The organism is Pseudomonas sp. PGPR40 (assembly GCF_022014505.1).
Taxonomy (GTDB): domain Bacteria; phylum Pseudomonadota; class Gammaproteobacteria; order Pseudomonadales; family Pseudomonadaceae; genus Aquipseudomonas.
Window position 1 is genome coordinate 151,946 of the sequence record NZ_JAKLSP010000011.1, and the last position, 12,773, is coordinate 164,718.

General features: G+C 52.4%; 9 protein-coding genes and 3 pseudogenes. 7 read left to right on the forward strand and 5 right to left on the reverse strand.

Going from position 1 to position 12,773, the window contains the following annotated elements:
- Window positions 1-231: 231 nt before the first annotated feature.
- Window positions 232-2,457, reverse strand: coding sequence for a polysaccharide biosynthesis tyrosine autokinase (locus MEB48_RS12060; protein ID WP_237884456.1), 2,226 nt, complete (start codon window positions 2,455-2,457; stop codon window positions 232-234).
- A 45-nt stretch (window positions 2,458-2,502) separates the two neighbouring features.
- Complete coding sequence (locus MEB48_RS12065; RefSeq protein ID WP_237884457.1) at window positions 2,503-2,997, reverse strand: low molecular weight protein-tyrosine-phosphatase; 495 nt, start codon at window positions 2,995-2,997, stop codon at window positions 2,503-2,505.
- Window positions 2,998-3,602: 605 nt separating this feature from the next.
- Here MEB48_RS12065 and galU point away from each other — a divergent pair.
- The 3 genes from galU (at window position 3,603) to rfaH (ending at window position 5,447) form a co-directional block, all read left to right on the forward strand.
- Window positions 3,603-4,436 (forward strand): UTP--glucose-1-phosphate uridylyltransferase GalU, encoded by an 834-nt coding sequence (gene galU, locus MEB48_RS12070; RefSeq protein ID WP_237884458.1) that lies wholly within the window; start codon window positions 3,603-3,605, stop codon window positions 4,434-4,436.
- A 76-nt stretch (window positions 4,437-4,512) separates the two neighbouring features.
- Window positions 4,513-4,944, forward strand: coding sequence for a phosphomannomutase (locus tag MEB48_RS12075; protein ID WP_237884459.1), 432 nt, complete (start codon window positions 4,513-4,515; stop codon window positions 4,942-4,944).
- Entirely contained in the window at window positions 4,941-5,447 is a 507-nt protein-coding gene (gene rfaH, locus MEB48_RS12080; RefSeq protein WP_237884460.1) for a transcription/translation regulatory transformer protein RfaH, read from the forward strand. Before MEB48_RS12075 ends, rfaH begins: the two co-directional genes overlap by 4 nt.
- 498 nt (window positions 5,448-5,945) lie before the next feature.
- On the opposite strand, the pseudogene MEB48_RS12085 reads toward rfaH, so the two are convergent.
- From MEB48_RS12085 to MEB48_RS12095, 3 genes and pseudogenes are all read right to left on the reverse strand, one after another.
- Window positions 5,946-6,056 (reverse strand): annotated as a pseudogene (locus MEB48_RS12085) (undecaprenyl-diphosphate phosphatase); the annotation flags it as partial.
- 9 nt (window positions 6,057-6,065) lie between these two features.
- Window positions 6,066-6,203: pseudogene (locus MEB48_RS12090) on the reverse strand (cell wall hydrolase); the annotation flags it as partial.
- Between the two features lie 58 nt (window positions 6,204-6,261).
- A complete protein-coding gene (locus MEB48_RS12095; RefSeq protein WP_237884461.1) occupies window positions 6,262-6,924 on the reverse strand; it encodes an SGNH/GDSL hydrolase family protein in 663 nt (220 codons plus the stop codon).
- Between the two features lie 501 nt (window positions 6,925-7,425).
- Here MEB48_RS12095 and MEB48_RS12100 point away from each other — a divergent pair.
- The 4 genes and pseudogenes from MEB48_RS12100 to MEB48_RS12115 all read left to right on the forward strand — a co-directional run.
- Window positions 7,426-9,345 (forward strand): acyltransferase family protein, encoded by a 1,920-nt coding sequence (locus MEB48_RS12100; RefSeq protein ID WP_237884462.1) that lies wholly within the window; start codon window positions 7,426-7,428, stop codon window positions 9,343-9,345.
- A 322-nt stretch (window positions 9,346-9,667) separates the two neighbouring features.
- Window positions 9,668-9,943 carry an IS66 family insertion sequence element accessory protein TnpB gene (tnpB, locus tag MEB48_RS12105; RefSeq protein ID WP_237884463.1) on the forward strand — a complete coding sequence of 92 codons (276 nt, stop codon included), beginning with the start codon at window positions 9,668-9,670 and terminating at the stop codon, window positions 9,941-9,943.
- 16 nt (window positions 9,944-9,959) lie between these two features.
- Window positions 9,960-11,474: pseudogene (gene tnpC / locus MEB48_RS12110) on the forward strand (IS66 family transposase).
- A gap of 413 nt (window positions 11,475-11,887) precedes the next feature.
- On the forward strand, window positions 11,888-12,773 hold an 886-nt coding region (locus MEB48_RS12115), incomplete at its 3' end, for an IS4 family transposase (RefSeq protein ID WP_237884471.1).

The window sequence follows — 12,773 nt, forward strand, 5'->3', positions numbered from 1 at the left end:
TCATATCTCCAGTTAGCTCGGGGAAAGTTCGAAACTTTCTAGCGACCCTATTGAACACGCTACCGCCCCAGGATTTTTCGTCATCTTCCTCAGGACGTAGTGTCTCTATGAAATATCGGTTTGATCATGCCTGTTGGCTAATGATCCGGTGCAGCAATAACAATAAGAATTCAAGAACAACAGCAACGCCTTCAAACATCTGAACTTATGACGCGATCTGCTCGATACCTATCAGTTTTTGTCGGAAGCATAAGCATAGTTGTAATAACCATAATCACTGTAGCCATACTTATTGGACGCCTTTCTCTCCACGCCGTTAAAAATCGCACCTTTAATGGCAACGCCATTCTGGGAGAACCGGCGGACCGTCAACTCGATTTCTTTCGCCGGGTTCAGGCCATAGCGCGTAACAATCAGATTGGTCCCGGACTGGCGTCCGACGATCGCCGCATCTGTCACCGCCAGTAATGGCGGCGTATCGAGAATCACCAGATCGTAGAGTTCACTCGCCTGTTCCAATAGCGCACTGAAATTGGCGTGCATCAGTAGCTCGGAAGGGTTGGGCGGAATCTGGCCTCGACTAACAAAATCGAAGTTGTCGATTTGGGTCTTATGGATGGCGGTGGCCATATCGCAGCGCCGGGCCAAGATGTCGGAAAGCCCATTATCTGCAGAAGTACCTAACACTTTGTGCAGATAGCCCTTACGCATGTCTACGTCGATCAACAATACCCGTAACCCGGTTTGCGCTATCACCACCGCGAGGTTGACCGATACGAACGTTTTACCCACTTGGGGGCTAGGCCCGGAAATCATCAGGCGGTTATTGTCGGCCTCATGCATGGCGAAGTGCAGACTGGTGCGCAAACTGCGCAATGCCTCAATTGCCAGATCGGTAGGATGACTGATGGCCAGCAAAGTAGAACCTGCGGAACGCCCTCGTCCGCGGGAGACTTTGTCTTCTTCGGTTTTCTGCAAAATGCTGTAAGGAATCGACGCGTAGACTGGCAACCCAAGCTGCTCGATGGCTTCCGGGCTTTCCAATCCCCGGTTCAGCGCCTTGCGTACCAGCACCAGGGCCACCGCCAGGAAGCCGCCAAGAAGTGTGGCGATCAGTACAATCAAAGCTTTTTTCGGTTTGACCGGCTGGAAAAAGTTGACGTCCGCAGTGTCGATCAGACGCACGTTACCGACCGTACCCGCTCGCATCACATCCAGCTCCTGAGATTTGTTCAGCAGTTGGGTATAAATGGCCGTACCGACTTCTACATCCCGGGTAAGGTTCAGCAATTCTTGCTGGGTGGAAGGAAGGCCCTCCACCTTGCTCGCCAGACTTTTCTGCTTGCTGCTCAATTCACCGATCTGGGTCAATAATGCGCGATAGGCGGGATGTTGCCGGGTGAACTTGCGGTCCATTTCGGCTTGTTGCAACTTCAACTCGGAGATGCTGGTATCGAGCCCGACAATCTGATCGAGAATGGCTTTGGTTTCGAGCGTGATGTCCACAGACTTGCTGCGCGTCTGGTATTCATTCAAGGCATTCCCGGCTTTCTCCAAGTCCTTCTTGACCACCGGAAGTTGCTCTTTGAGAAACGCCAGGCTCTGCGCTGCCTCAGCGGAAGTGCGTTCTACGTTTTGCCGAACATAAATAGCGGCGATTTCATTGAGTGTTTTAATGGCCTGATTCGGATCTGTGCTTTCCAGCGCCAACCCGATAATGCCCGACTCTTTTCCTCGCTCGGATACCTCTAAACCCTCTTGGTAGTCGAGGATGCTGCTTAGACGAGAATTGCGGATGATTTTGAAACGGGTCCCCGGATTGGCGTGCATTTCCTCTATCTGAACCGCAAGGCCATTTTGTTCGAACAGTTGTCCCGTCTGACTGGCGGCCAATAGGTTGTCATCTTCGTCCACCAGGGTGTAATGCCCATTCTCACCCGTGGTCAGAGTCAACTTCTTGCCCAGCTGCGAGTCGGGAAGATTGAGTTTGAATATCTTCAGCGACTCCCCTCCCCAGGCGTAACTGTTCAACCCCAACAAGGGGTCGGCTATTTCACCGGGATTACTATTCTTGAATCGACGTGCCAGGAACTCACCGACAACCGGGAAGTACATCGGTTGTACGACGATATCAAGTTTCAGGTTATCGACCGTCTTGCCAATCACAGCACGAGACTTGATCAACTCGATCTCTGTCGCCGAAGGCGACTCTTTTCCCAACATGCTGCCGACATCGGAGAAGCCCAACAAATCGTTCTTCTTCGCTTCGACCTGCAACAACGCATTCGCCTGGTATACCGGCGTCGCCAAAACCGCATACGCTACACCAGCCGCCATAAAGGCACCGGTAACCGCAGCAATCAGCCATTTATGGTCGATAAGTGTCCCAAACAAGCCGAGAAGATCAATCTCGTCATTGTCGTCGTCCCGCACGTTGACTACCGGTGCTTGCTGCATAAGTCGGATTCTTTGCCTGTTTTACAATTCAAAAAGGAGTGGCCATCAGCGCGCCAGGCGCTGTGCCCATGCGAGTACGGCTTCTTCGATCAACGCATAAGCGTGCACAAAAGCAGGTTTGCCTTGACGGTAGGGGTCGCTGATTTCGCGATCGTCTTGCCACTTGCCCAGCAGCAACACTTTGCCTCGCGCTTCAGGGGCTATATTGAGGACCCCGCTGACATGCCGTCGCTCCATCACCAGAATCAAGTCCGCATCACTAACGGCTTGAGACGTAAGCTGAACGGCCTGGTGCTCGTGGGGCAGATGACCATGCTCCGTGAGTACTGCGTGTGCCGTCGGCTCGAAAGGTTTGCCCGTCACGGCAGCGAGGCCAGCCGAACTGACCTCGATATCGGAATGAACGAGTGCCCCGCGCAGCAGATGCTCCGCGGTGGGACTGCGGCAAATATTGCCGACGCAGACAATCAAAACCCTTTTAAGCAAGATAACATTCCCCGTCTTGTCAACATTGGCGGTGACATAGCACTTGCCGAACATAAGAGCTTTAAACTACGAATGAATCCGGGTATTTATAGCCCGGTAACTGCAACTGAATTTTTCAAACAATCAGTGCGTATTTATTACCATGAGGTTTGAATACCTCCCAATTTTTTCTTCAGACAAAAAATAACATTTCGCTAATTAATGCCGAAAATAACAGTTCGTGAATTTATCCAGACAATTTCTAACAATTGCGGTTTTCCCGCGACCGTTCAATCTAAATTACACCGAAATAGCGGAACAGTTAATGTATAGCTGTTCCGCTAGTATATTGCCAGTACGTGCCGAACATTATGGCTAGTCGTTGACTAAGGGACGCGTTGGACAACAAAGTTATATATAGCCAGTTGAATCGCAAACCTGCCATGGAACAACCAGGCTTGCTCACCGGCGAACCGATCTGCAGATCTGCCCTCTGCCTGCGCCTTGTGCGAAACATGGCGTACAGACCTTTCGTTGCCCATGCAGGGTTGCGAACATGCTTTTCGAGTAATCGGGCCATTTAGAGCCCGCACTCTCCAGCGATACCGGTTTCGACAACATGAGTCGAACCTTCCCTACTGCCATTAGCCATTCATCTGTCTACTTTCAAGGACGCTTTCATGATTCGTAAATGCCTATTCCCCGCTGCCGGCTATGGGACCCGCTTTTTGCCCGCCACAAAAGCCATGCCGAAGGAGATGCTGCCGATCGTCAATAAGCCGCTGATCCAGTACGCCGTCGAGGAAGCACGCGACGCCGGCCTGCAACATATGGCCATCGTCACCGGCCGGGGCAAGCGAGCACTGGAGGATCATTTCGATGTCAGCTTCGAGCTGGAACACCAGATTCGTGGTACCGATAAAGAGCGGTACCTGGAAGGCACTCGAGAGCTGATCGATACCTGCACTTTTTCCTATACACGCCAGGTAGAGATGAAGGGCCTGGGTCACGCGATTCTCAGCGGTCGTTCGTTGATCGGTGACGAGCCGTTCGCCGTGGTGTTGGCTGACGACCTGTGCCTGAACCTTGAGGGCGATGGCGTACTGGCGCAAATGATCAAGCTCTATCAGCAGTTCCGCTGCTCGATCGTGGCGATTCAGGAAGTGCCCCGTGAGCAGACTCAGAAGTACGGCGTAATTGCCGGCGAGCTGATTCGCGAGGGTATTTACCGGGTCAATAGCATGGTCGAAAAACCCCGCCCGGAAGATGCCCCGTCCAACATGGCTATCATCGGTCGATACATTTTGACCCCTGACATCTTCGATCTGATCGCTGACACCGAGCCTGGCAAGGGCGGTGAAATCCAGATCACCGACGCCTTGATGAAGCAGGCCCAAAATGGCTGCGTGCTTGCTTACCAGTTCAAGGGCCAACGCTTCGATTGCGGCGGCGCTGAAGGTTACATCGAAGCCACTAACTTCTGTTTCGAGCACCTGCATCAGAACACCTGGTGACGGCGCTGAACCCTGACAAACGGGTGCGTTATCGAATTGATTTTATGGTCTTTATTTCCCCATGGACGAAGCCTCTATGAAGACATTGAGCGGTTTCAAGGCAGGTGACAGTCGCCGCCCGTATGGCGCTGACCTTAAGAACAACCTCGCGTACCTCATCGTGCGCGCCTATGCATCGGAGCTGATTTTTCCCCGCGTGCAGAAACCGCCGGTGCTGCTGGTGGAGCGCATCGGCGCTTTTCCCTCCTCCGGGGAGATCCGCCGCCAAGTCAAGGATGGTCCGGCGTTGCTGGCGAGCATCAGGCAACGTTATGCCGCCGATGCCCTCGACATAGACGAGAGCGATGGGCTGAACCTGGTCTTTGCCGACTGGCGTCTCAGCTTGCGTCTTTTGGACGAGGGTTGCGTGACTTGCCTGACCGTGGAAAGTCGCGGCGACAGCGTGCTCATGCAGCACAAAACCGCCGAACTGCTAGGGCAAATCGATGCAGGGAGGGAATTCGAATGAACGCGATTGCAGAACACGCCGACAAAGCCTGGTATCTGCTTCAGTGCAAACCCAAACAGGATGAGCGCGCCGAAGAACATTTACAGCGTCAGGGCTATGCCTGTTTTCGCTCGACCTACCGGCGTGAACGCGTTTTGCGCGGGCAGCGTCGAGTGATCAGCGAGTCGCTGTTTCCGGGCTATCTGTTTATTCAACTGAGCCTTCAGGACAGTTGGGGCCCGCTGCGCTCGACCCGCGGTGTTTCGCGCGTCGTTGGGTTCGGCGGTCAGCCACTGCCGATCCGCGATGCGCTGATCGACGAGCTCCAGGAGCGAGACAGCCAGGCGATCGTGGCAACGTTGTTGAGGCATGGGGATACGGTGCGCATTACTGAAGGCCCGTTTTCCGATCTCGAAGCGGTGTTCCTGGCCATGGACGGCGAGGAACGGGTGCTGCTGATGATGAATTTCCTGCAGCGTGAACAGCGCATCAGCCTGCCGTTGGCGGGGGTTAACAAGCTTTAAATTTTGTAGGAGTGGTGTCCAGTCAGTTAAGCGAGTAACCGCTTTCCGTAGGAGCCAGGCTTGCCGGCGAAGGCGTCCTTGAGAGCGCCTTCGCCGGCAAGCCTGGCTCCTAATGTCGATACCCGCACAGTCAGAGTGAACAACTTCAAAACGTTGCTGAGGATTCTTGTGCACCATTGCAAAGACTCGCAGGATAATGGGCGCACGCGGGGCACACGGTGGCGAAAGGATTCACTCTCACATACGTGGTCGCAGCTTGCTGTGCCGACAATGACTCCACGCCGATACCGTGCGGACCACTCTCTTACGCGGGTGCTGACACACCAATGCGGGTTACGGTCTCTGTCCCGCGTGCATCCTTTTATCCTAACAAGTCTGCTCTGACGCTACATGCCGTTGCGGTACCAGCCTCTCATCGTCGTGCTTGATGCCGGGCGCATTCACTTGTTTGCTGCGCGACAGCGCGGCGCCTTGGCGGCGGGGAATCTCCTACAAAACCTATGCCCCTTCCGAGAGATGATTCCAGTCGACCCAACCCAAAAACCATGTCGCCAGAGTTAGTAAACAGAATGCGATGCGGTACCAGGCAAACACCGCATAACTGTGATTGACGCCCTACCACGACCTGGCCTTGCCGTCATTCACACGGTTGCGGATGGTCCAGGCCGCAGCGATTTGGCCAGCCAGGGATTCGCCGCGAGCTTCACCCCATAAGGTGCGGGCGAGGATGTCGCGGTCTTTTTTGGCTTCAGTCATCACTTTCTTTAGGCAAAAAAAAAGCGCACTTGGCAGGGATCGATAAGGATTCGTCTTGTTACAGGGCGTCTTCAATGCTTTTGGCTACAGACTTGGCTAGTTCTGCATAACCAGGCTTCGTATAGTGAACATCAGTATTAGATTCACGCATGCCGTCTGGCAGGCTGGCCGAGACAACCTGCAGGTCATTGACAGGAATACCGAGACGTCTCATTACCTTAGCCGCTGTTTGGTTATACTTTTCCACATCGACACTGTTGCGGCAGGGATCTTGCTGTGGAACAACGGTGATGCTCTGAAAAATAACATTCGCACCTGTTGCCTTCAGCTGAGATGCAATCAAGTCGAGATTTCTTTCGTACTGATCCAGCGGAACGGCGATCGAACCGTTCATCTTATCCTTGTGATCCTTGGTGATTGACCCAAGTTGACGATAGCAGATGTCCCACAGCCCGAAATTGAAGCTGATAACATCCCATTTCCCTGAGCCGATCCATCGCCGAAGATTCCTGACGCCATTGTTCGAATCCTGCGAATTGCCAGCGCTGTGAGCCACCACGGCTTTCGAGTCCAGGGCTTTCCGCACATACGGCGTGTACCCGAGCGAAATTGAGTCCCCAATGATCAGGACTTTCGGCCTGCTCAGTTGATCGGCATTGCAGCCCACCACGAAAAAGATCGAAGAGGCGATCAGAGCCATGAAAACAGAAAGCTTGAGCACAGACATCCATCCATGTTGGTGAGAGTCAGGACAGTCTACCTGTGCCGGCATTCATCACAAGGTCAATTGAAGCTTGCCCGCGACTGGCCAGGCGCCTGGTAGCGCCAACAGCAGTTGTTGGTTGTTGGGAGCCGTTGATATCTCTCTGCGTACAGCCGATCTTAGTTATTTTTTGTCGATTACGGGGCTCTTTTTGCCTGTTACTATCGGGCTTTAAACTCTACTTTCGGGCCTGAGATGAACGCTTCCGTTGTTAACGAGCCGAGAGACTGGGCTTGGGCATATACGAAGATCAGAACGTATGGCTGTTCTCGTATGTCCGCCCTTTACAGAGCAAGCCTATATACCCTCCGAGGCGACACAGGGGTATTCAGAATAGGTAACGGTTGGACAAAGGTGAGAATCCGACGTTGAGTTATAAAAAATCACCGCAAAATACCAATTCCCTTAAGTCATTAGGCGTTGAGTGCCATCACCTGCTAAAAAAGGACAAATCAAGAAATGAAGTATAGAGCAGACATTGATGGACTTAGAAGCATAGCAATATTACCAGTAATACTATTTCATGCGGGGTACAGCCTATTCAGCGGTGGCTTCGTCGGGGTTGATGTATTTTTTGTCATATCCGGATATTTAATTACAAAAATAATCTCAAGTGAAATCAAAGAGAACCAATTTAGCATTACCGTATTCTATAAAAAAAGAATAGACCGCCTGCTACCAGTACTACTTGCAGTACTTACATTCACATTGATCGCAGGTTGGTTTCTACTCACACAAAAGGAGTACAAATCCCTATCACAAAGCGTAGTCTCTTCAATACTATTCTCGTCAAACATTTATTTCTGGATAACCCAAGATTATTTTTCAGCTTCAGCTCAAACCCTCCCCCTGCTTCATACGTGGTCACTGGCAGTAGAAGAGCAGTTTTATATTTTCTTCCCTCTACTAATGATAGCCATTTACAAACTAGGGTTTTCGTCAAAGAAAAGCCAAAAAACAATACTGCTTCCAATTTTTCTTGCATCTCTGTTAGCGGCCTGTATTACTACATACCATAGCCAATTAACTGCATTTTACATGCTTCCTTTTAGAGCATGGGAACTACTGATCGGATCTTTTTTAGCACTAAACATTATCCCAGCTACAAAATCAAAATTCTTAGCCAACGCTCTCTCGTTAAATGGTTTGCTACTAATTGCCGCAGCAGTTTTCACATTTGACAAGTCCGTACCGTTCCCTGGAGCCACCGCCCTACTACCGACAATTGGTGCAGCCCTGATCATCTATTCAGGATCGGTACATATAACCGTAGCAAAAACAATACTCGAATCACCGCCCGCTGTATTCTTTGGAAAAATCTCTTATTCCCTGTACATGTGGCACTGGCCAATATATGTATTTTTCAATCTATACTTTGACTTCAACCTGAGTACATATCAGCGCATATCCATGGTCGCTACGGCCTTGGTTGTATCGTACTTTTCTTGGCTTCTGATTGAGAAAAAAACTCGAGGGCGATTCGTCAAGGCCCCGACAACAAAGGCTTTTGCATACGCAGGTGCATCTATGACTGCAATCGCCTTAGCGGGAATGGTGATTGTTTTTAATCAGGGCTTCCCAGCACGTCTCAGTGAACAGGCAATTCTTGCTGAAAAATCTGCGACCGACTATAGCCCGCATCGGTCGAAATGCCATACAGATACCAGTCTCGGAATAGTCATCGAATATAATAACTCATGCATAATCGGCGAAAACACGAAGCCAGATACGGTCGTCTGGGGCGATAGTCACGGGGTTGAATTAGCAGCCGCGATAGGTGAACTATATAAACAACGCGGTAAATCCTTGCGAGAACTGACTGCATCAGGATGCCCGCCATCACTTGGCTATAACACAACATCACGCCCAAACTGCGCCGCCTATAACCAGAGGATATTTGATTCACTTATTGCGGATCACGATATAAAACACGTGGTAATAACTGCATTTTATGGCTCCCCTAGCTACCACGATAGTTGGGGAGATTTTGAACCTAGCTTCTCCAAAGCCATAGAACTACTAAAGGCGAGCGGAAAGAATATAATAATAAATTATCCGTTACCCTACTACACTTCGGGCGTTCCACAAACGATGGCCAGGGCAAAAATGCTCGAAGGCATTATGCCTCCGCCTTACATAACCACCGAGCAATTTAAAACCCAGAATGAATACGCCATCAGCTACCTAGACAAAATAGCCCGATCAGACTCAGTACACCTAATTGAAAGCTACAAAAAAATATGCTTTGAGACTTGTGAAAAAACCATAGACAACCACGCAATTTATTTTGATGGAAATCACATATCCATGGTTGGCGCAAGATTATTTGCAAAAGATTTTGTCGCAATCACAGAGCAAACTAAGCTTGCTAAGCATTGAGTGTTAGCGATGGTGATACGTACTCACCATCGCTAATTCAAATATCCTCTCCGGCTGTGAATTCAAACTTCCCAAATTTTGGGGAGTTTGTGCTGGTCCCAAACGACGCCAGGCCATGGATTGCACCGCCGAGGTTGTGGGAACGTCGTAAGCGATCCACCGTGTACACATTCAAAGCTGCCTGTTCAAGCCTGATGCTGTGCTCCCGATTCCCTTCATGAGCCCGCAACCATGATGCGTCCCGACGCCAAAGTCGAAAAAGTCTACCTCTACCCCAAAACCAGTCGACTTCCGAAAATCCATCGACGGCCTTGCCGCCCTGGTGGAGCTGGATATCAAGGTCGCCGTGTTCGACCCCGTGTTCGTTTTTCTGAATCGCCCCCGTAATCGAGTGAAAGTCCTTTATTGGGAGCGCTACGGTTTTTGCCTTTGGCTCAAGCGCCTGGAGTCCGAGCGTTTCAAAACATCGCCTGCTCCTACTGACGAAGCCATCGTGCTGAGCGCGCAGGAGTTGAATTGGCTGCTGGATGGTTTTGACCTGTTGAGGAACCGTCCGCATGAGGTTCGACGCCGCGATTTGTCGCGTGATTGGGTATAATCCAGGCCATGATTTCATGCCCGACAATCTCCCTGATGATCCGCTGCTGCTCATGCAAATGATTGTGCAGATGCTCAGTGAGCGTCAGGTGGACAAGGGCCAGATCGTTGACCTGAAAGAGCAGATCAAGCTATTGCGTCAACGTTTGTTCGGGCGCAAATCAGAACAAACCGTCGATCCGCAGACGCCTCAGCTCGCGCTCTTTAATGAGCCCGAAAGCCTCGCGGTTCCGGTCACCGATGAGTCTGACGAAGAAGTCGTTGCCCCGACCCAATGCCGGGACAAACGCAAACCGCTGTCGGCTGATCTACCGCGTATTGACGTCATCCACGAACTGCCCGAGCACGAACTGAGCTGCGCGTGCGGCTGTCGTAAACACGTCATCGGCGAAGAAACCAGCGAACAGCTGGAAATCGTGCCTATGCAAATCCGTGTGATCAAACACATCCGCAAGGTTTACGTCTGCCGTGGCTACGAAACGGCATCGGTCACCGCCGACAAACTGGCTCATCTGATCGAAAAGAGCATGGCCAGCCCCAGCGTGCTGGCAATGTTGCTGACTACCAAATACGTCGACGGTTTGCCACTGTATCGGTTCGAAAAGGTCCTTGGCCGCCACGGCGTCGATATCCCCCGCCAAACCTTGGCGCGCTGGGTGATCCAGTGCGGCGAACACCTGCAACCGCTGCTGAATTTGATGCGCGACCGGTTGCTGGAAAGCCCGGTGATCCACTGCGATGAAACGCGGGTACAAGTACTGAAGGAACCGGTTCGAGACCCGACCAGCCAGTCTTGGATGTGGGTCCAAGCCAGCGTCCCGCCTGAGCGCCCAGTGGTCCTGTTTGACTACCACCAGCCGAGCGCAGGAGGTGCCGCTGCGCCTGCTCACCGATTATCGCGGCTACCTGATGACCGACGATTACGCCAGCTATAACGCCTTGGCCGTGCAACCGGGTGTCGAGCGTTTGGGCTGCTGGGCCCATGCGCGACGCAAGTTCGTCGATGCGCAGAAAGTGCAACCTAAAGGCAAGACCGGACGTGCCGATATTGCGCTGACCATGATCAACAAGTTGTACGGCATCGAGCGCGAACTCAAGGACGGCAGTGATGAACAACGTTTGGCTGGTCGACAGGAAAAGAGCCTGCAAGTACTCGCCCAATTAAAGGGCTGGCTGGAGAAAACGCATCCCCAGGTCACCTCACAAAGTGCCTTGGGCAAGGCCATCGGTTATTGGGCCAGCAACTGGAGCAAGCTTGAGCGTTACATCGAGGCCGGCTTCTTGCCCATCGATAACAACAAGGCCGAGAGAGCGGTAAACCCTTTGTTATCGGTCGTAAAAATTGGCTGTTCAGCGACACGCCCAAGGGTGCCAGTGCGCAGATCTACAGCCTGGTCGAAACTGGCAAAGCCAACGGCCAGGAGCCGTATACGTGGCTGCCCCACGTACTGGAGCGCTTGCCGCTGGTGGCTTCGATTGAAGACTTCGAAGCCTTGCTGCCATGGAACTGCTCGCCGACTATCTCGCGCTGAATACACACATCGTTTTTTGCCATGTGTGGTTTATGCGGCGCTTACCTTTGACCTCGGTGTTCACCTTGAATAAAACGTTTCATGGGCAACCCTTGCAATGAAATCCTGGGGAATAATAGCAAGAGTTGGCTTGGATGTTTTTGACACACTCTGGGCCATGGATGGCCGATCGCGGCGGGCCCACGGAGCAGGACCGGAGGGCATGCCGAGCCTGGGCGAGGCACCGAACGACAGGGGCAGAAGCGCTTTGGTTACTTTTCGCGCTTTTCGAAAGTGACTCGCTGTAAAAGCGCTGTAAAAGCCAGCCCTTTCAAGGTCTTCGTTTAAACTCCCCCAAAACTCCAGTCAGGGTGACGAAAACGATGTGGGCAGAAGTTCTAGCGCGGTTTGAAAAAAAGGCACCGGCCAGTGTCATGGTCAAGTTGGCACTGGAGCACGCCATTCCTGCTGAGTGGGTTGATCAGGTGTTTGAAGAGCATCGTCAACGCCAGTACCCGCGTGAGCTTTTGTTTTCGACCATCGTTGAGCTGATGTCCCTTGTTTCATTGGGCCTGCGCCCGTCCTTACATGCCGCTGCGCGCCAGATGGATGCTCTACCGGTTACCTTGGCGGCGCTCTATGACAAGGTCAGCCGCACCGAACCGGCATTGCTGCGAGCCTTGGTCACCGGTAGCGCAGAGCGCTTGGCGCCGACGATAAAAGAGTTGGGCTGTTCAGCCATTTTGCCCGGCTGGCAGTTGCGCATCGTTGACGGCAATCACCTGCCGTCTACCGAAAAACGCCTGGGGGCTTTGCGGCGCGAACGAGGTGCAGCTCGGCCGGGGTTTTCGGTAGTGGTTTACGATCCTGACCTGGATCAGATCGTTGACTTGCAGCCTTGCGAGGATGCCTACGCCAGCGAGCGCGTCAGCGTGCTGCCGTTGTTAGCCCGCGCCAGTGCGGGACAGCTGTGGATGGCCGATCGGCTTTATTGCACGCTGCCCGTCATGCAGGCCTGCGAGGAAACGAGCGCTTCGTTCATTATTCGCCAGCAAAGCAAGCATCCACGGCTGATTCGGGAAAGCGATTGGCAAGCACCGGTGCCTGTCGAAGCCGGGACAGTACGCGAACAAATTATCGAACTCAAAGGCGGCCACCGCTGGCGCCGAGTTGAACTGAGCCTGCAAACACCTACCGAATCAGGCGACTGCGTGATGTGGTTCTGGAGCAACTTGCCCGACACCATCAGCGCTGAGCAAATCGCCGATTTATACCGTCGTCGCTGGAGTATCGAAGGGATGTTCCAGCGTCTTGAATCGG

What these genes read in the sequence shown, in the direction of transcription:
- MEB48_RS12060 (WP_237884456.1), bottom strand. Translation starts at nt 2,457, where the DNA reads ATGCAGCAAGCACCGGTAGTCAACGTGCGGGACGACGACAATGACGAG.
- MEB48_RS12065 (WP_237884457.1), bottom strand. Translation starts at nt 2,997, where the DNA reads ATGTTCGGCAAGTGCTATGTCACCGCCAATGTTGACAAGACGGGGAAT.
- galU (WP_237884458.1), top strand. Translation starts at nt 3,603, where the DNA reads ATGATTCGTAAATGCCTATTCCCCGCTGCCGGCTATGGGACCCGCTTT.
- MEB48_RS12075 (WP_237884459.1), top strand. Translation starts at nt 4,513, where the DNA reads ATGAAGACATTGAGCGGTTTCAAGGCAGGTGACAGTCGCCGCCCGTAT.
- rfaH (WP_237884460.1), top strand. Translation starts at nt 4,941, where the DNA reads ATGAACGCGATTGCAGAACACGCCGACAAAGCCTGGTATCTGCTTCAG.
- MEB48_RS12100 (WP_237884462.1), top strand. Translation starts at nt 7,426, where the DNA reads ATGAAGTATAGAGCAGACATTGATGGACTTAGAAGCATAGCAATATTA.